General features: G+C 72.9%; 19 protein-coding genes. 13 read left to right on the top strand and 6 right to left on the bottom strand.

The window, feature by feature from the left end:
* The first annotated feature begins 113 nt into the window (after positions 1-113).
* The 3 genes from ACIP67_RS27705 (at position 114) to ACIP67_RS27695 (ending at position 4,824) form a co-directional block, all read left to right on the top strand.
* The gene (locus ACIP67_RS27705) at positions 114-3,068 is read left to right on the top strand and encodes a polysaccharide lyase family 8 super-sandwich domain-containing protein (protein ID WP_401695564.1); all 2,955 of its coding nucleotides are present in this window, start codon (positions 114-116) and stop codon (positions 3,066-3,068) included.
* A gap of 254 nt (positions 3,069-3,322) precedes the next feature.
* Entirely contained in the window at positions 3,323-4,093 is a 771-nt protein-coding gene (locus tag ACIP67_RS27700; RefSeq protein ID WP_401695563.1) for a cobalt-precorrin-6A reductase, read from the top strand.
* Between the two features lie 89 nt (positions 4,094-4,182).
* Entirely contained in the window at positions 4,183-4,824 is a 642-nt protein-coding gene (locus tag ACIP67_RS27695; protein WP_401695561.1) for a superoxide dismutase, read from the top strand.
* Between the two features lie 133 nt (positions 4,825-4,957).
* Here the strand turns inward: ACIP67_RS27695 and ACIP67_RS27690 are convergent, their stop codons facing one another.
* Positions 4,958-5,740: a TSUP family transporter gene (locus tag ACIP67_RS27690; protein ID WP_401695560.1), complete on the bottom strand. Its 783-nt coding sequence runs from the start codon at positions 5,738-5,740 to the stop codon at positions 4,958-4,960.
* Positions 5,741-6,012: 272 nt separating this feature from the next.
* Between ACIP67_RS27690 and ACIP67_RS27685 the strand changes: the two genes are divergently transcribed.
* The 4 genes from ACIP67_RS27685 (at position 6,013) to ACIP67_RS27670 (ending at position 8,421) form a co-directional block, all read left to right on the top strand.
* Entirely contained in the window at positions 6,013-6,186 is a 174-nt protein-coding gene (locus ACIP67_RS27685; RefSeq protein WP_401695559.1) for a hypothetical protein, read from the top strand.
* 146 nt (positions 6,187-6,332) lie between these two features.
* Positions 6,333-6,938 (top strand): hypothetical protein, encoded by a 606-nt coding sequence (locus ACIP67_RS27680; protein WP_401695558.1) that lies wholly within the window; start codon positions 6,333-6,335, stop codon positions 6,936-6,938.
* A 246-nt stretch (positions 6,939-7,184) separates the two neighbouring features.
* The gene (locus tag ACIP67_RS27675) at positions 7,185-7,472 is read left to right on the top strand and encodes a DUF1876 domain-containing protein (RefSeq protein WP_401695557.1); all 288 of its coding nucleotides are present in this window, start codon (positions 7,185-7,187) and stop codon (positions 7,470-7,472) included.
* Between the two features lie 328 nt (positions 7,473-7,800).
* Positions 7,801-8,421, top strand: coding sequence for a GNAT family N-acetyltransferase (locus ACIP67_RS27670; RefSeq protein WP_401695556.1), 621 nt, complete (start codon positions 7,801-7,803; stop codon positions 8,419-8,421).
* Between the two features lie 273 nt (positions 8,422-8,694).
* Here the strand turns inward: ACIP67_RS27670 and ACIP67_RS27665 are convergent, their stop codons facing one another.
* The 3 genes from ACIP67_RS27665 to ACIP67_RS27655 all read right to left on the bottom strand — a co-directional run bounded on the left by ACIP67_RS27665 (position 8,695) and on the right by ACIP67_RS27655 (position 10,809).
* Positions 8,695-9,660: a pirin family protein gene (locus ACIP67_RS27665; RefSeq protein WP_401695555.1), complete on the bottom strand. Its 966-nt coding sequence runs from the start codon at positions 9,658-9,660 to the stop codon at positions 8,695-8,697.
* Between the two features lie 202 nt (positions 9,661-9,862).
* The gene (locus tag ACIP67_RS27660) at positions 9,863-10,351 is read right to left on the bottom strand and encodes a hypothetical protein (protein ID WP_401695554.1); all 489 of its coding nucleotides are present in this window, start codon (positions 10,349-10,351) and stop codon (positions 9,863-9,865) included.
* A gap of 2 nt (positions 10,352-10,353) precedes the next feature.
* The gene (locus ACIP67_RS27655) at positions 10,354-10,809 is read right to left on the bottom strand and encodes an ATP-binding protein (protein WP_401695553.1); all 456 of its coding nucleotides are present in this window, start codon (positions 10,807-10,809) and stop codon (positions 10,354-10,356) included.
* Between the two features lie 130 nt (positions 10,810-10,939).
* Between ACIP67_RS27655 and ACIP67_RS27650 the strand changes: the two genes are divergently transcribed.
* Both ACIP67_RS27650 and ACIP67_RS27645 read left to right on the top strand, forming a co-directional pair.
* Complete coding sequence (locus tag ACIP67_RS27650; RefSeq protein ID WP_401695551.1) at positions 10,940-11,170, top strand: DUF397 domain-containing protein; 231 nt, start codon at positions 10,940-10,942, stop codon at positions 11,168-11,170.
* A gap of 151 nt (positions 11,171-11,321) precedes the next feature.
* Positions 11,322-12,242 carry a helix-turn-helix domain-containing protein gene (locus ACIP67_RS27645; RefSeq protein WP_401695550.1) on the top strand — a complete coding sequence of 307 codons (921 nt, stop codon included), beginning with the start codon at positions 11,322-11,324 and terminating at the stop codon, positions 12,240-12,242.
* Between the two features lie 89 nt (positions 12,243-12,331).
* Here the strand turns inward: ACIP67_RS27645 and ACIP67_RS27640 are convergent, their stop codons facing one another.
* Positions 12,332-13,150, bottom strand: a complete 819-nt coding sequence (locus ACIP67_RS27640) for an SAM-dependent methyltransferase (RefSeq protein WP_401695549.1) — start codon at positions 13,148-13,150, stop codon at positions 12,332-12,334.
* A gap of 290 nt (positions 13,151-13,440) precedes the next feature.
* On the opposite strand from ACIP67_RS27640, the gene ACIP67_RS27635 reads away from it, so the two are divergent.
* The 4 genes from ACIP67_RS27635 (at position 13,441) to ACIP67_RS27620 (ending at position 17,353) form a co-directional block, all read left to right on the top strand.
* Positions 13,441-14,415 carry a pyridoxal-phosphate dependent enzyme gene (locus ACIP67_RS27635; RefSeq protein WP_401695548.1) on the top strand — a complete coding sequence of 325 codons (975 nt, stop codon included), beginning with the start codon at positions 13,441-13,443 and terminating at the stop codon, positions 14,413-14,415.
* 264 nt (positions 14,416-14,679) lie between these two features.
* Positions 14,680-15,045, top strand: a complete 366-nt coding sequence (locus ACIP67_RS27630; protein ID WP_401695547.1) for a cupin domain-containing protein — start codon at positions 14,680-14,682, stop codon at positions 15,043-15,045.
* Between the two features lie 291 nt (positions 15,046-15,336).
* Positions 15,337-15,756, top strand: a complete 420-nt coding sequence (locus ACIP67_RS27625) for a CBS domain-containing protein (RefSeq protein WP_401695546.1) — start codon at positions 15,337-15,339, stop codon at positions 15,754-15,756.
* Between the two features lie 58 nt (positions 15,757-15,814).
* On the top strand, positions 15,815-17,353 hold the full coding sequence (locus tag ACIP67_RS27620; protein ID WP_401695545.1) for an FAD-dependent oxidoreductase: 1,539 nt from the start codon (positions 15,815-15,817) through the stop codon (positions 17,351-17,353).
* A gap of 67 nt (positions 17,354-17,420) precedes the next feature.
* Here ACIP67_RS27620 and ACIP67_RS27615 read toward each other — a convergent pair whose 3' ends face one another.
* Positions 17,421-18,056 (bottom strand): lactate utilization protein C, encoded by a 636-nt coding sequence (locus tag ACIP67_RS27615; protein ID WP_401695670.1) that lies wholly within the window; start codon positions 18,054-18,056, stop codon positions 17,421-17,423.
* Between the last annotated feature and the right edge of the window lie 5 nt (positions 18,057-18,061).

The following is an 18,061-nucleotide window of genomic DNA, read 5'->3' as shown; positions in this document are numbered from 1 at the left end:
CCGGGGGGACCGTCTCCCCGGGCACCCGCCCCGTCCCGCCGTCTCCTCCCCTCCGCGCGCCCGCCGCCCGCCACCCCCCGGAACATCCCACGCCTTGCGAACGGAGTGTCACCGTGTCCGAAAAGCTCCCGCAGGTCACCCCATCCCCCGTCGGGTCCCCCGGCGCGCCCCTGGGCCGCCGGGGGTTCCTCACCGCCACCGCGCTGGCGCTCGCCGGTCTGGCCGGCGCCCTCCCCCTCGGCCCCGGCGCGGCACCCGCCCACGCCGACGACACCGATACCTCCGACCCGTACGAGACCCTGCGCCTGCTGTGGGCGGAGATCCTCACCGGCGGTGCGATCGACCCCGGCGACGACGCCTACACCACCGCGCTGACCGCCGTCTCCGACACCGCCACCACCCTGTGGAACACCCTCGCCCCGGACTCCACCACCCCCTCCCTCTGGCCGGACCTCCCCCTCGTCCTCACCACCCCGGCCACCATGACCACCACGAGCAAGCGACTCGCCTCGCTGGCGACGGCGTACGCCACCCCCGGCACGGCCGCGACCGACGGCAGCGGACGCACCCTGTACCAGAACGCGTCGCTCGGCCAGGCGATCGCGGACGGCCTGGACTTCCTGTGCGCCGAGATCTACGGCGCGTCCACCACCGAGACCGGCAACTGGTGGGAGTGGGAGGTCGGTTCGCCACAGGCCCTGCTCAACGCCGCCGTCCTGGTGCGGCCGTCGCTGTCCACCGCGCGGCTGGACGCGCTGCTCGCCGCGGTCGACCACTTCGTGCCGGACCCGACCCTGAACCGGTACGGCACCGACCGCACCACCTCCACCGGAGCCAACCGGGTCGACCTCTGCCAGGTGGTCGCCCTGCGCGGGGTGCTCGGCGCGAGCTCCGAACGGCTGAGCGCCGCCGTCGCCGCGCTCTCCGACGTCTTCCCGTACGTCACCTCGGGCGACGGGCTCTACGCCGACGGCTCGTTCGTCCAGCACACCTGGATCCCCTACACCGGGACCTACGGCATGGTGATGCTGCGCGGCCTCGGCGTGCTGTTCCAGCTGACGGACGGCTCCGACTGGGCGGTCACCGACCCGGCCACCGCGAACGTCTTCGACTCGGTGGACACGGCCTTCCGCCCCTGGGTGTGGAACGGGCTGTGCATGGACGCGGTACGCGGCCGGGCGATCAGCCGCCCCGCCGAAACCGACTTCTACGACGGCAACCTGATCACCCAGTCGGTGCTGCGCGCCGCCGAGTCCGCGCCCGACGCCGAACAGGCCGCCCGCTTCCGCAGCCTGGCCAAGGGCTGGATCACCCGGGGCGAGGCGGTCGCGCCGTTCGCGGCCACCGCGAGCGTCGCCGGGATCGCCCTGGCCCGCCCGGTGCTGGAGGACTCCTCGGTGCCGGCGGCCGAGGAGGGCGAGGGACACGTGCAGTTCCCGTCGATGGACCGGGTGGTGCACCGCAGGGACGGCTGGGCCTACGCCCTCGCCATGTCCTCGTCCCGGACCGCGCGCTACGAGTCCATCAACGGGGAGAACCTGCACGGCTGGCACACCGGCGACGGCATGGGCTACCTCTACCTGGCCTCCGACCTGACCCACCACACCGACGGCTACTGGCCCACCGCCGACCCCTACCGGCTGCCCGGGACCACGGTCGACACCCTCGCCCTCGCGGACGGCGCCGGCACCGGCACCCGGTCCGCCGCGACCTGGTGCGGCGGGGCGAGCCTGGCCGGCGCGTACGGCTGCGCGGGGATGGACTTCCGGCAGTACGGGTCCACGCTGACCGCGCGGAAGTCCTGGTTCCTGCTCGACGACGCGGTGGTCTGCGTCGGCTCGGCGATCACCGGGGGCAGCGGCGCCGAGGTGGTGACGGTCGTCGAGAACCGCAATCTGCACGAGTCCGGCGGCAACGCGCTCACCGTGGACGGCACCGCCGTGTCCGGTACCGCCGGCTGGTCGGACACCGTGACCGTGTCGTCCTGGGCACACCTGGAGGAGGTGGGCGGCTACCTCTTCCCCGGCGGCGCCACCGTACAGGCCGCCCGTACGGACCGCACCGGCACCTGGAGCGGCATCAACACCCTGAACGGCACGGCCGACCAGCTCACCCGGCAGTACGTCTCCCTCTGCCTGCCGCACGGCACCGCGCCCTCGGCCGCCTCCTACGCCTATGTGCTGCTGCCGGGCTTCAGCCGTGCGCGGACCGAGGCCCGGGCCGCCGCACCCACGGTCACCGTCCTGGCGAACACCGCCGGGGCGCACGCGGTCCGGGACGAGACGAGCGGGGTGATCGCGGTCAACTTCTTCGCCGCGGGCAGCGCGGGCGGCATCACCGTCTCGGCGCCCTGTTCCGTCATCACCCGGCAGCACGAGGGGCGGCTGACGATCGGGGTCTCCGACCCCACCCGGGCCTCGGGGACGGTCACCGTCACCCTCTCGGTGGCCGGCACCCCGGTCGACGCGGACGACGCGATCACCGTCGTCTCCGCCTCGCCCGTCCTCACCCTGTCCGTCGACCTCTCCGGCACGGCCGGCGCCACCCGGGAGGCGGCCTTCACCCTGACCTCCGCCGCGCTGGCGCCGGTCGCCGACGCCTACGTCCGCGACGGGTCGTACGCCGGCACCGCCTACGGCACGGCGACCACCCTGGTGATCAAGAACGCGAGCGGCAGCGGCTACAACCGGCAGGCCTACCTGACCTTCGACACCTCGCCGGTCCTCGGCACGATCACCGCCGCCACCCTCTCGGTGTACGGGTACGTCTCCGACTCCGGCGGCACCTCCGCCACGCTCACCGCGCACCCGGTGACCGACACGGGGTGGACCGAGTCCGGGCTCACCTGGGACTCCAAGCCCGCCCTGGGCACGGCTCTGTCGAGCGGCGTCGCCACCACGACCAAGTCCACCCTCACCTTCGACGTGACCGCCCACGTCGTCCAGGAAGCCGGCGGACGGGTGTCGCTGGCCCTCGCCGAGGACGCTCCCGGACTCGCGGTGATCCTCAACTCCCGCGAGAACAGCGTGAGTCCGCCGATCCTCACGCTCACCCTGGCCGACGGCTGACCGACCCCGCCAGGCACCGGCGGCCGGTCCACGCGCACCCGCCCCGTTCGACGCGGTCCCGCACGAGGGCCGCCGGCCTCCGGGCCCGGCACGGCCGGTCACCCTGTCGCGCCCATGGCGCCGTCGTCACCCACGCCTCCCGTCCCGACGAGCCGGTCATCCGCGGTGTGCCAGAGTGGGGCCCGGCGACGGCCCCTCGCCTCAGCCCCGACGGCGCCTCGCGCATCACCGCTCCTGAACGGATCCGTACTCTCGTGCACGTACTGGTACTCGGCGGGACCACGGAGGCCCGTCGTCTCGCCGAGCTGCTCCACGGCGTTCCCGGTCTGGAACTGACCAGCTCCCTGGCCGGGCGGGTCGCGAGCCCCCGACTGCCTCCGGGCCGGGTCCGCGTCGGCGGCTTCGGCGGAGCGGAGGGGCTGACGGCGTGGCTGCGCGAGCACGCGGTCGACGCGCTCGTCGACGCCACCCACCCCTTCGCCGGGACGATCGGTTTCCACGCGGCGCGCGCCGCCGCCACCGCCCGTGTTCCCCTGCTCGCCGTGCGCCGCCCCGGCTGGGTCCCGGCCGAGGGCGACGACTGGCACGAGGCCGATTCACTGGACCACGCGGCGCGGCTGCTGCCCGCCCTCGGCCGGCGCGTGCTCCTCACCACCGGGCGGATGGGCCTCGCCGCCTTCGCCGCCTCGGACGGTCTCTGGTTCCTCGTCCGGTCCGTCGACGCTCCCGAGCCCCCGCACCCGCTCCACATGGACGTGCTGCTGGAGCGCGGTCCCTTCACCCTCGACGGCGAACGCGACCTGCTGCGCCGCCACCGCATCGACGTCGTCGTGACGAAGGACAGCGGGGGAGCGGCCACCGCGCCGAAGCTGACCGCTGCCCGCGAGGCGGGGATTCCGGTGGTCGTGGTGCGCAGGCCGCCGGTGCCCGCGGACGTTGCGGTGGTTCCCGACCCGGAGCAAGCCGCCCACTGGATCGAGGAACTCCGGAGCCGGCACCTGCCGGGCCGCCCCGGCCCGTCCTGACGCGGGCTGCGCCGTCGTCCTGACGCTCCCACGCTCCTACTGTTAATCTGCACCTGCATGTCATTCGCAATAAGGTGAGGACGTTGGACATGGCGGTTTACACGCTCCCGGAGCTTCCGTACGACTACGCGTCGCTCGCCCCGGTGATCAGCCCCGAGATCATCGAGCTGCACCACGACAAGCACCACGCGGCGTACGTCAAGGGCGCGAACGACACCCTGGAGCAGCTCGCCGAGGCGCGGGACAAGGAGTCGTGGGGCTCGATCAACGGCCTGGAGAAGAACCTGGCCTTCCACCTCTCCGGCCACATCCTGCACTCCATCTACTGGCACAACATGACCGGCGACGGCGGCGGCGAGCCGCTGGAGAAGGACGGCACGGGCGAGCTGGCGGACGCGATCGCCGAGTCCTTCGGCTCGTTCCGGAATTTCAAGGCCCAGCTGACCAAGGCGTCCGCCACCACCCAGGGTTCGGGCTGGGGCGTCCTCGCCTACGAGCCGCTCAGCGGACGCCTGATCGTCGAGCAGGTCTACGACCACCAGGGCAACGTCGGCCAGGGCTCCACCCCGATCCTCGTCTTCGACGCCTGGGAGCACGCCTTCTACCTCCAGTACAAGAACCAGAAAGTCGACTTCATCGAGGCGATGTGGCAGGTCGTCAACTGGCAGGACGTGGCCAGGCGCTACGCCGCCGCCAAGGAGCGCGGCGACAGCCTGCTGCTCGCGCCCTGACCGCCGAGCGGCGCACACCGATGTCCTGCTCGTGATCGTCTTCTCACCGGCACGCGCAGGCAGTGGAAGGAAGGGCTCCCACGGGGACGTGCTCGTGGGGGCCCTTCTGCGCGGCCGGGCCCACGCCTCACCGTCAGGGCAGGGCCTGAACGCCGTAGAGCGCACCGATTCCGGCGGCGACGGCGCCCAGGAGGAGCCGGAGCGCGTTCTCGGGGAGGCGGGGCTGGAGGCGGGCTCCGAGGTACCCGCCGACCAGGCCGCCCAGGCCGCAGGTGAGGCCCAGCAGCCAGTGAGGGGCGATGTCGCCGGTGGCCGTCGAGGAGAGCAGCGCGTAGGTGGCCGCGCCCACCACGGAGGTCACGAAGGTGGAGGCCAGGGCGGCGGGCGCCACCGTGGCGACCGGCATGCCGCGCCCGACGAGGATCGGCCCGAGCAGGGAGCCGCCCCCGATCCCGTAGATCCCCCCGACGACGCCGACGACCAGGGCGAGTGCGGTCGTGGTGCGGTGGGAGGGCTGCCCGGCACGGTGCCCGTGGGGTGGGCGCAGGGTGCGTAGCCACAACCACGGCCCGAGCGGCAGCAGGAGGGCCGCGATGAGGAGCCGGAAAATCCGCGGGCCCGGGACGGCGAACACGCGGATCACCGCCCCGATGACCACTCCGGGGGCCGTGCCCGCGACGAGCAGACGGGCCAACGGTCCGCCCAGCCGTCCGGCCTTGCGGTAGCGCAGCAGCGGACCAGGGCCGGCCACCACGTTGAACAGCAGGTTCGTCGGCGTCACCGCCGGACTCGGCACCCCCAGGACGCTCAGCTGCACCGGCAGCAGGAACATCGCACCGGAGACGCCCACCGGGGCTGTCGCCACCGAGATCAGCAGCCCGGCGGCGAATCCGAGCAACCCCGTCGACCATGTCACCGCAAGGCCCCCTCCGAAAGATCGTCGCCCAGTCATCAGAGCTCGCGGCGGCCACCGGATCAAGTGCCTCCCCTTCTCCTTCTCCTGAGCACCGGGAACGGTGCCTCCTGCCCGCCGGGCGTCGGTCAGCTCAGGGGCGCCTCGTCGTAGGGGGTGATGGTGACCGGGCCGGGCAGGCCGTAGTCCTGCTTCGATCACCCCGATCCCCTTCCTCGCGCATGTGGACCGTGGCGCGGGAGGGGCCGAGGACCGGCACGGGAGGAGAGGTCCCGGTGACGACTCCCCTGGTGGTCGACGTCGACGGGTCCGAGGCGAGCCTGCAAGCGGTGGACCGGGCCGCCGGTAAGGCGGTCGGGCACGAGATCCCGCTCCATCTCCTGTGTGCCGTGGCCGGGGACCACGAGCCGTCCGACGGGATCGGTGTCGGACGTGATCGTGACAGGTGAGGACGGACCAGGCTCTGCGGCCGGTTTCTCGGGGCGGGGAACCGGACCCGCAGGGACGTTCGGCCCTGTGCCCGAAGTGCCCTGCTGTTCGATGATGGGAACAAGACGGTGGGGGAACGGACCAGCGACCTGCTGGAGGCCGACTCATGAGCGCACACGGTTCGCCGTACACATCCGGTCCGCACCCGGCGCGCAACGACCGCGCGCCGAAGGGAACGAACCCCCTGAGACGTACCTCCGACAGGTTCGAAGCCTGGTTCCGTCGTCTGCTGATGTTCGTCCTCGTCCTCGGACTGCCGGCGGCAGCGGTCGGCGCGGGACTGACGGCGTACGACTCGTCCATGCGCACTGTCCGTGCCCAGGCCGCGGAACGACAGCAGGTCACCGCCCGGCTGACGGCGGACGCCGGGCGCGACGGCGACATGGCGAGCCGACCGGCCCGGGTCCGCTGGACCGACGGCCATGGCGTCGTGCGGACGGGAACCGCCTACGTGGAGTCCGGAACGCACCAGGGGACCGCCGTACGGGTGTGGGTGGACCGGCACGGGGCCGTCACCACCGCGCCGACGAGCCCGCTCGACGCGAAGACCACCGGCTGGTTCGTGGGCGGCATGGCGGCGTTCGGCGTGGCCGCCGGGGTCTACGCCGCGGGGATCGGCATGCGGTGGGTGCTGGACCGGAGGAGGTACGCGCGGTGGGACGCCGAATGGGACCTGGTGGAGCCTTCGTGGTCCGCGCGCTTCCGCCGGTGACGGCCAGGTGAGCGGGCGGGCGACCGGACGGCGGTTTCGGGGCGGGTGAGCGGGCGGGAGCCGAGGAGATGACGTCGATGTCCGATGCGACGACGACCGATCACTGTGTCCTCGCGGCCGCCGGGCACCCGGTCGTGGACTTCTGCCTGCCGAGGAGCAGATGCCGGCCGCCGACGCACCACCCCCGGTCCCCGAACGAACCCCATCCGGATCACATCGATCCGTACCGGGACGAGGAGGAAAGTGATGCCGCACACCATGGAATGGAAGGTTCGTCTCCACGTCTTCGAGGACGACGAGGGGACGACGAAGGCCCGCGTGGTCCTGGACACCGGTGCCACGGCGCTCACCGGCCAGGGGGCCGCGCACTGCCATCCGGCGGACAGGAACGTACCGGAGATCGGCGACGAGCTGGCGGCGGGCAGGGCCCTGAACAACCTGGCCCAGAAGCTGCTGAACGCCGCCGAACAGGACATCGAAGGTATGGGTGCGCCCCGGCCGATCACCCGACAGGCCGCCGGGTGGCCCACGTGACCGACGGCAGCGCAGCGCCCCGCCCGGCACGAGCGTCCGGTTCCGGGGCGGGAGCCCCGGCAGAAGCCGAGGAGGAACCCGGCAGAAGCCGAGGAGGAACCCCCATGACGCACCCCGCACGGCACGGCAGGGGTGGGCTTCCGGCAGCCCCACACGATCGCGGTCCGACGGATGGCCCGGCGTCGTGCCCCCCGAGTCGCCGGACGGCGCCGTCACCTCGCTCTTTGGCAGTGCTCCGGCGAGAGCAGCCCACCCGCGCACAGGGGCCACTCGGCCCATGCGCCGGTGGGCCGCGCGTGGCAGGTTGGACACAGCACCAGGCAGCGGCGTGAACGCCACCGAGACCGGCGTTCGCATCGCGCCCCTGCGGCCCGAGCACGCCGAACAGGTCCTGACGATCTACCGGCTGGGCACCGACGAGCGCCACGCCGCCTTCGAGACCACCGCCCCGAGCCGGAGGGCGTTCGACACCGCCGAACTGCCGCCCACCGTGTGGTCGCCCTGGACGACGGCGGACGGCTGCTGGGCTGGGCGGCTGCGGTTCCGGTTCCCGACCGGTGTGCGTACGCCGGAGTCGTCGAGCACCGTCCACCCCGAAGCCCGCGGCCGCGGGGTGGAGGACTTGGAACCGCTGACCGCTCTGCCGCCTCCATCGGCGCTGCGGGCAACCGTCGGCTTGGCCCTGCGCCGGTGGGCCGGGTTCCGCGTCATCGGTCCCCGCGAACGCATCGGCGCCACCACGGCAGGTGCCGGTGCCGGCTGTGTCCGATCGCCGAACCGGGCGCGCGCCGAGGCCGAAGAAGCCATCGGGTCCGACGATGCACGGATCATCGGCCCCCGCCGCCCGGTCCGCACCCGTATCACCGGGCCCGGCAGCTCGCGCAGATCCTCGCTGGCGACGCCGTGTTGGACGAGCACCGATCGGTTCCGGGGGGCCGGTATCAGATGACAGCTCCGCGCGACCGGTCCGTTCCCACGTCGGTGTCCCCGTGAGTGAACACCTCGCGTCGCGATCGTCTGATGAGTCATCAGTGACGTCAGCGTCGGGTCGGCATTCGTCCGACCAAAGCCGCCCACAGATGCTCACACCTGGGAATCGTGGACCGCTGAGCAGATGCGGCCGCGGAAGCGTTCGAGGGCCCGTGCCACCGGAGACCCCCATCGCGGCGAGGGCGGTGCGCCGGCCTCGGACCGCCTGGACCGGAGACTTGGTCCGTCCAGGTCAGCGCACTCTTCCCCGCGGCCTGAGCGGCGTGGCCGGCAGCTCCGGAGCGGGCAGCGGATCTCCGTCGTACCCTCTGACCTCGCCGAAACGTGTCCCCTTCATCCAGTCCTCGCGAGCCTGTGCGATCTCGTCCTGGGAGCGGGCGACGAAGTTCCACCACATGACCAGTTCCTCGGCGAAGGGCTCGCCGCCGAGCAGCATCAGCCCCGCGTCCGATTCGGCGCGCAGGGGGAGGGCGGTGCGGCCGCAGCCGAGGTAGAGCATCGAGCCGGGCAGCACGGGCACGCCGTCCACGTGGACCTCGCCGGACATGGCCAGGACGCCGTACTCGAAGTCGGGGACCAGCGGCAGCCGTACGTCGGTGCCGCGGCGGAGCACCAGGTCGGCCCCGGCGATCGGGGTGTACGCCGTGCCGGGCGAGGTCGCGCCGTCGAGGTCGCCGAGGATCACGGTGGCGGTGAGGCCGGGAGCCGTGACCGTCGGCAGGACCGGGTGGTGCTCGAACCGGGGCGCGGTGTGCCGGTGCTGGTCCGGCAGCGCGACCCACAGCTGGGCGCCGTGCAGGAAGCGGGCGTGCGCCTTCGGGCTCTCCTCGGAGTGGCTGATCGCCCGCCCCGACGTCATCAGCCCCAACTCGCGCGGGCGGACGGTCTGGAGGCTGCCGGTGGAGTCGCGGTGCAGTACCTCGCCCTCGTGGAGCCAGCTGACGGTCTGCAGGCCCATGTGGGGGTGCGGCGGGACCTGCATCCCGGGCTCGTCGGCGATGTCGTCGGGGCCGTAGTGGTCGACGAAGGCCCATGCGCCGATCATGCGCCGGCCGAGGTTCGGCAGCAGCCGCCGCACCTCGGTCGCCTCTCCCAGCTTCACGTGCCGGGGGCTCAACAGCTCGCGGACGGGCTCGGCGACGACGAATCCGCGGCCGCCGCACACGCTGGGCACGGGGGCGCGGTCAAGGTTGCTCATGGCGGACAACCTAGCTGGCGCACACGGGCGGTGCCCGCCGAGCGGTGTTCCTCGGGGCGTCGCCCCCGTCACCGCACAGCTGTCCGTTCCCGAGCGCTCGGCCCCCTCCGTACGCCGGGTCGTACGGAGGGGCCGTACGGCGAGGTGCGCCCGGTGTGATGCGGCGCCCGGTGTGATGCGGCGCCCGGCGGGCGGGGCCGTGTCAGTCGGTCAGCGTGGCGGCCAGTTCCCTGCTGGCGCGGACGATCTCCCGGTCCGGTTCGTCGAGCAGGTGGCGCAGTGTGCCGCGCTCGGCGCGGACGGCGTGCCGGGCCTCACGCTCCCATTCCACGTAGTTGTCGCGGCGGCGCAGGAGCTTCGGGTAGGCGGCGGCCGTGGTCTCCCACTGGCGGGCGGCGGCGATGCTCTTGAGCAGGTGGAGGATCTCCACCCGGCAGGTGACCTGCGGCAGCCGGACGAGTTCCCACAGGAAGGGCACGGTCGCCGCCGTGGCCTGGCCGACGACGAAGCCGTACTGGCAGATGCGTCGGCGCAGTTGGCCGAGCGCGGAGCCGGCGGTGTCGGCGTCGCCGCGGGCGACGGCGGTCAGCAGGAACGGGATGGCCGCGGCGCAGCCGGTCGAGTCCTTGATCTCGGGCCACGGCACGTGGGCCAGGCGGTCGAGCGGTACATGTCTTGGGGAAGGAGTCATGGTCAGGTGTGGGAACGGGTCGGCAGCATGGCCCACACGGTCTTGCCCCCGGGGAAGCGGCGGGTCCAGCCCCAGTGCTCCGCGAGGGCGTCGACGATGCGCAGTCCGCGGCCGTGCTCCAGCAGAGGGTCGACGGTGTGCGGGTAGACGGGCGGTTCGTCGCTCGGATCGGTCACGGCGCACACCAGGTGGGAGCGGCGCAGCGTGAGCCTGAGCCGTACGTCCGCGTCGTCGGCGGGCAGGTCCGGCAGGGCGTGCAGGACGGCGTTGGCGGCCAGTTCGGTGACGACGGTGAGCGCGTCGTCGGTGCAGTGGTCCAGGCGCCAGCCGTCGAGGGTGCGGTGGGTGAAGTCCCGTGCCCCGCAGAAGCCCTGGCGGCTGCCCGTGAGGTGCAGTGTGGCGGTTCTGGCCGAGTCGCGGACGGACTCGGGGCTCCGGAACTGCGCAGGTGATGACACGGCATCTCCCTGAGGCGACGTCAGGACGGTTCGGCGGGGGGACTGCGGTTGACGACACCGTTATTATCCACGCTGACGATGTCCTCGTGCAATTTCACGGGAAATTGCGCGTACTAGCGAGGAGAGTGCTGTGTCGTCAGTGCCGAACGGAGTGCGGGCGAGCGAGCTGGACGTCCGCTGGATCAAGAGCAGTCACAGCAACGCCGAGGGCAACTGTGTCGAGCTGGCCGTGCTGGAGGGGGGAGACGTCGCGGTGCGCAACTCCCGTGACCCCGAGGGCCCGGCCCTGGTCTACACACCGGCCGAGGTGGCCGCGTTCGTCGCCGGGGCGAAGGGCGGGGAGTTCGACCACCTGTTGTAGGGCGGACGCCTGCCGTGGGACGCCCGTCCGCCGCCGGGCGACCCCTGTGCCATGGGGCATGCGTGCGGGTTCAACTCCTGTGCCCCGTGCGGCCGGAGGCCTTCGGATGCGATAATGCGGTCTGTCGTCTGCCGGTCAACGGGGAGTCAGGATGTCAGCCGATTCACCTCGTGCCTCCCGCCTCGAACCGTATCTGAACCGGGCCGAGCCCGCCCCGACCTTGCTGAAAATGCTGGTCGGTGTGCAGCTGGCGGGCATCCGGGAGGATGCCGGCCTCGCCCAGGAGCAGGCCGCGCGGACCCTGGGATTCAGCCCGGCGAAGCTGTCGCGGATCGAGGCGGGCAAGGGCCGCCGCCCGCCCACCGAGGCGGACGTCCGTGCCCTGCTGGAGCTGTACGGGACCGACGAGTACGAGGCGTCCGTGCTGTTGCAGTTGCTGCGGCGCGCGGGCGAGCCGGGCTGGTGGCAGCGGTACGACAAGCGGCTGATGCCCGAGTGGTTCGACCGCCTGGTCGGACTCCAGGAGGCGGCCACCGCGATCCGTACCTTCGAGATCCAGTACGTGCCGGGCCTGTTGCAGATCCCGGAGTACACGCGTGCCGTCGTGCAGCGCGGACTGCCGACGGCGTCGGCGCGGGAGGTCGAGCGCCGGGTGGAGCTGCGGACGCGACGCCGCGAGCTGCTCGACCGGCCGGACGCGCCGCAGGTGTGGGCCGTCGTCGACGAGTCGGTGCTGCTGCGCGTCCTGGGCAGCCGGGAGGTGATGCGCGAGCAGCTCGCCCACCTGGTGGCGATGGCCCGGCGGCCGAACGTCACCGTCCAGGTCGTGCCGCTGGACGTGACGCACGCGTCCGCGCCGGCCATCCCGGTGACCTATCTGCGGTTCGGCGGATCCGACCTGCCCGACGTGGTCTATCTCGAGCAGATCCGCAGCGCGACCTTCCTGGAGGACCGGGACGAGACGGAGGAGTACCGGGTCAGCCTGGACCGGCTGGCCGACGAGGCCCTCGATCCGCGGGAGTCCCTCGCGCTGCTGAGGGAGACGATGGAGCGGCGCTACCCGGCCCCGTGACCGGCCTCCTGCCCGGCCCCGTGACCGGTCACCTGCCCGGTTCCGTGACCCGCCTCTCACCCGGACGTCCCTTGAACGGGCCCGCCGGTTCAGGGCAGGCGGCCGACTCCGCCGAACTCGATCCACTCCTGGGTGAGCTGCCGGGGCGTCACCTCGTTGTCGGGCCGCCAGGTGGAGACCTCCACCAGTCCCGGATCCAGGACGTCCAGGCCCTCGAACAGCGCGGCGACGTCCTTCTCCTGACGCACCCGGCCCCAGTGGCCCTGTGTGGCCTGGTCCATGAAGTCGGTGACGAAGGCCCGGACCTCGGGGTCCTCGCTGACCAGCTGGCACATCACCAGGTAGCTGCCGGGTGCCAGACGCTCGACGACGCGGCGGACCACCGCGGCGGGGCCGTCGGTCTCGCTGTCCGGGATGCAGTGGAAGACCGAGTTGAACAGCACGGCGACCGGCTGTGAGAAGTCGATGAGCCGCCGGGTTTCGGGGTGGTCGAAGATCGGCTCGGTCTCGCGCATGTCGGCGTGGATGACGGTGGTGCGCTCGTCCTGCTCCAGCAGGGCCCGGCCGTGCACGAGGACCATCGGGTCGTTGTCCACGTAGACCACGTGCGCGGTCGGGTCGACGCGCTGGGCGACCTGGTGCACGTTGTCCTGCGTGGGCAGGCCGGACCCGTGGTCGAGGAACTGGCGGACGCCGAACTCCCGGGTGAGCGTCCCGACGACCCGCTGGAGGAAGCGCCGGTTGTTCAGGGCGAGGGCGCGGGTGCTCGGGACGACCTTGTCGAGCTGCTCGCACGCCGCCCGGTCGGCGGCGTAGTTGTCCTTGCCGCCCAGATAGTGGTCGTACATGCGTGCGGCGGTCGGAACCGTGGCGTCGATCCTCGTGGTCAGCGGCTTGCCGGGCTGCATCTCTTCCCCCAGTTCCGAGGCGCGCCTTGGGCCGACGCGGTCGGCAACCCATCCTAGGGACACGGCAATTGGCGATGCCACCCCTTGATCGGTGCTCCTCTGGGAAGGAACCCGGAGGGGGCGGCGCCGGGGCCCGGACGGAAGGATGGCAGGTGCCCGACACCGTGAACATGACACCGTGAACCTGACACCGTGGACTCCGGCACCTTCGAGCTCGACACCTTCGAGCCCACACTGTGAAACCGACACTTCGGAACCCGACAACCCGACACCTCCGAGGGAGTACACCCGTGACGACCGCCTCCGCGCCGATCACCGCGGCCGATGTCCACGATGCCGCCGCCCGTCTCCGGGGCGTCGCCCACCGCACCCCCGTGCTGCGTTCCCGCACCCTCGACGGACGCGTCGGCGCGGAGGTGCTGGTCAAGTGCGAGAACTTCCAGCGCGTCGGCGCCTTCAAGTTCCGCGGCGCCTACAACGCGGCCTCCCGGCTGCCCCCCGAACAGCTCGCCCGGGGCATCGCCGCCTACTCCTCCGGCAACCACGCCCAGGCCGTCGCCCTCGCCGCCCGGGAGCTCGGCACCACCGCGGTGATCGTCATGCCCGAGGACGCTCCGCGCTCCAAACGGGAGGCGACCGAGGCGTACGGCGCCGAGATCGTGACGTACGACCGCTACACCGGCGACCGGGTCGCGATCGCCGAGGCGCTGGCCGCCGAGCGTGGTCTGGCCCTGATCCCGCCCTATGAGCACCCGCACGTCATGGCGGGTCAGGGCACCGCCGCGCTCGAACTCCTGGAGGAGGCCGGTCAGGTGGGCGCCCTGCTCGTGCCGGTCGGCGGTGGCGGGCTGATCGCCGGCAGTGCGACGGTCGCGAAGGACAGGGACCCGCGGATCCGGGTGATCGGCGTCGAGCCCGAGGCCGGCGACGACACCAGGCGGTCGCTGGCGGCGGGCCGGCGCGTGAGCATCCCGGTGCCGCACACGATCGCCGACGGCCAGGCCCTGCACACGCCCGGTGAGCTGACCTTCTCCGTGAACCGGCGGCTCGTCGACGCGATCGCCCTGGTCTCGGACGACGAGATCCGCGCGGCCATGCGGTTCGCGTTCGAGCGCCTGAAGATCGTCGTCGAGCCGAGCGGCGCCACCGGACTGGCCGCCCTGCTCTCCGGCCGGGCCGGCCCGCTGCCGGACCGCGTCGGCGTGATCGTCTCCGGCGGCAACATCGACACGGACCGGTTCGCGCGGCTCTGCGGCGGCACCTGACCCGGGCCCGGGGTGACGGCGCCCGCACCACGGCCCCCGGGCGCCCGAGCCGCCGCCCCCTCGGCGACGGCGCCCGAGCCACCGCCCCCTCCGGGTGACGGCGCCCGAGCCACCGCTCCCGGCGCGGCGCGCGTCACCCGGATGGCGGCCCCCTAAATGCGGGCGGACGATGGGCGGTGTAGGCCCGGACCCCATCGGTGACGTCCAGGCCGCCGGGGAGACCGGGCCGGCCGCCGTCGGACGCGGCCGGAAGGGAGGCGCGTCATGCTGGAAGTGAAGACGCTCGACAAACCGGACGAACGGCGTGATTTCCCGCGCGGTCACCTCGAAGCCGTACACCTGTCCGGGCTGGACTTCGCCGTGGCGACCTTCGAGCCCGGGTGGCGCTGGTCGGAGTCCGTGGCACCGCTCGCGGGCACCGACACCTGCCAGGTCCACCACAACGGCTACGTCGTCCAGGGCCGTATGCACCTCCGCATGGACGACGGCGCCGAGCGGGAACTGGGCCCCGGCGACGTGTTCGTGTGCGCGCCCGGCCATGACGCCTGGGTCGTGGGCGACGAGCCGACGGTCGTGTACGACTTCGCGGGCCAGATGGCCGACGAGTACGCGAGGTCCGAGGAGGGCTGAGGGGTTCGGGCGGGCGCGGTCGGCCTGTCCTGTGGCTGTCCCGGGCCTCGCGGAAGTGGCTGTCCCGGGCCTCGGGGAAGTGGCTGTCCCGGGCCTCGGGGAAGTGGCTGCCCCGGGCCTCGCGGAAGTGGCTGTCCCGGGCCTCGGGGAACCTCCGCGGGGTCGGAACGTGTCCGGGAGGGACAGCAGGCCGTGACCGCGTCCCGCCCTTGCCGGGTGCGCTCGCGCGCGTCGGGTACCCGGTCGCCGAGAGGCGGTGACGGGCACCGCCCCGACCGGAAGGAGGACGCCGTGACCCAGCACGTACGGGACATCATGACCGCCGAGCCCGTGACGGTGGAGCCGCAGGCGTCGGTGTCGGCCGTGGCCAGGATCATGCGGGACGAGAACATCGGCGTCGTTCTGGTGACGGACGACGACGAGCTGCGCGGCCTGGTCAGCGACCGCGACCTGGTGGTGCGGGCCCTCGCCGAGGGCGGGGACCTCGAGCAGATGACGGTGGTCACCGCGTGCAGCGAGGACCTGGTCACCGTGAGCCCCGACGAGGACCTGGACCACGCCGTCGAGATGATGCGCGAGCACGCGGTGCGCCGGGTCCCGGTCGTCGAGGACGGCCGGCCGGTCGGCATCGTCTCCCTCGGTGACCTGGCGGTGGAACGCGACCCGGACTCGGCCCTCGGCGACATCAGCGTCGCGAGGCCCAATCAGTAGCGCGCCGCGCCGGGCCGGTCCCTCGTGTGACCGGCCCGGCGCCGGGAACCCGGCCGCCATGAACGAGCAGGTGGACATCCACGGGTCGTACTGGCTGCACACCGTGCCCCCCGGTGCTCCGGCGCCCCCGCCGGAGGGACCGCTCACCGTCGACACCGCCGTCGTCGGCGCGGGCATCGCCGGGCTGAGCACGGCGTGGGAGCTGGCCCGGCGCGGCCGGTCGGTCGCGGTGCTGGAGGCACACCGGATCGCGGCCGGCGTCACCGGCCACACCACGGCCAAACTGAGCGCCCAGCACACCCTCGTCTACGACCGCCTGCGGCGCACCCGCGGCCCGGAGGCCGCCCGGCTGTACGCCCGCTCCCAGACGGACGCCGTCCGGCACGCGGCGGAGACCGTCGAGGAACTGGGGATCGACTGCGAGTGGGAGGACGCCGCCGCCCACACCTATGCCGAGGACCCGGCCCGTACCGACGGGCTGAAGGCCGAGGCGGAGGCCGCGCGGGAGGCGGGGCTGCCCGCCGAGTACGTGACGGAGACGGACCTGCCGTTCCCCGTCGCGGGCGCGGTCCGGGTCGACGGGCAGGCCCAGTTCCACCCCCGCAAGTACCTGCTGGCGCTCGCCGAGGACATCCGCCGGCTCGGCGGTACCCTCCACGAGCACACCCGGGTCACCGGCCTCCACGAGGGCCGACCCTGCGAGCTGACCGTCGAGTCCCCCGCGTCCGCGACGACGGTGACCGCCCAGTCCGTCGTCATCGCCACCCACTACCCGGCCTTCGACCGCGCCCTGCTCTTCAGCCGGCTCTCCCCGCGCCGGGAACTCGTGCTGACCGCCCCCGTCGACGCCGCGAGGGCCCCGCACGACATGTACATCACCCAGGAGCAGCACACGCGCTCGGTGCGCACGGCACCCCTTGCGGACGGCCGGCGTCTGCTCATCGTGACCGGCGAGCACTTCACCCCAGGCACGGGCGGAGACGTCGAGGAGCGCTTCGCACGGCTCGCCGGCTGGGCCACCGAACGCTTCGGCGGCCTGGAGTTCACCCACCGCTGGGCCACCCAGGACAACGACTCCACCGACTCCGTCCCGCTGGTCGGCCCCTTCCACCCGGGCACCAGGAACGTGTACGTGGCCACCGGCTTCGGCGGCTGGGGAATGAGCACCGGCATCATGGCGGGCCGCCTGCTCAGCGAGCAGATCACCGGCCGCGCCTGCCCGTGGAGCGACCTGTACGACCCCCGCCGCATCGCGTCCGTCGTCCGTGAGGGCGCGGCCTTCCTCAAGCAACAGGCCGATGTGGCACGCCACTTCGTCGAGGACCGGCTGCCGGCGGCGGCCGGCCCCGCGGTGGACGAGATCGCCCCCGGTGACGGCGCGGTGGTCAGGGTCGGCGGGGAGCGCCGCGCGGTCCACCGCGACGAGGCGGGACAGCTCCACGCCCTCTCCGCGCGCTGCACCCACCTGGGCTGCCTGGTGGCGTTCAACCGCGCGGAGCGGGCCTGGGAGTGCCCGTGCCACGGCTCGCGGTTCGGTGTGGACGGCCGGGTGATCCAGGGCCCCGCCCAGGAGCCCCTGGAACACCGCGACCTGTGACACCGCCCGCGCCGTCGCGGGGCGGCGACGACGCGGGCGGTGACGACGCGGGCGGCGACGGGACCGCTCAGCCGACCAGGACGACCTCCAGCGTGCGCGGGCCGTGCACGCCCTCGACCCGGTCCAGCTCGATGTCGCTGGTCGCCGACGGACCGGAGATCCAGGTCGACGGGCTGGTGGGGTCGATCCGTTCCAGGGCCTGGGGGATGGAGGAGACGACCTGGTCGGGGACCCGGACGACGCAGATGTGGTGGTCGGGGATGAGCGTGATGCGGCGCCGGCCCTGGTCGGGCGAGCCGTCCAGCACGATCGTCCCGGTCTCCGCCACGGCCACCGCGCACCCCGTGACCACGCTGTCGACGCGGTCCAGTTCCTCCGGCGTACTGGCCGCGCGATCGTGGATGCGCGTGGGATCGACGGCCTTCATCCAGTACGGCGGCAGCTCCGGCGGCACCAGCACGGTGTCGTGTTTGGCCAGCAGCCGCATGAGCAGGAGCGGCAGCTCCTCGTCCGTGCAGCGGTGCACGATCGCCCGGTAGTCCGCCAGGTTCTCCGCCAGCAGGTCCACCGTCTCCGCGACGCTCCGCCGCCCGTGCTCGCGCACGTAGTCCCGCGTGATCGCCTGCTCGTACGGCGTGTCGTCGGCCGGCACGTCCGCGAGGGCGCGCCGGACCCGGCCCAGGACCCGTTCCCTGCTGCTCACTTCAC

It is taken from the genome of Streptomyces sp. NPDC088812, assembly GCF_044750285.1.
GTDB lineage: Bacteria > Actinomycetota > Actinomycetes > Streptomycetales > Streptomycetaceae > Streptomyces.
This window is presented reverse-complemented; position numbering and strand designations above follow the sequence as displayed.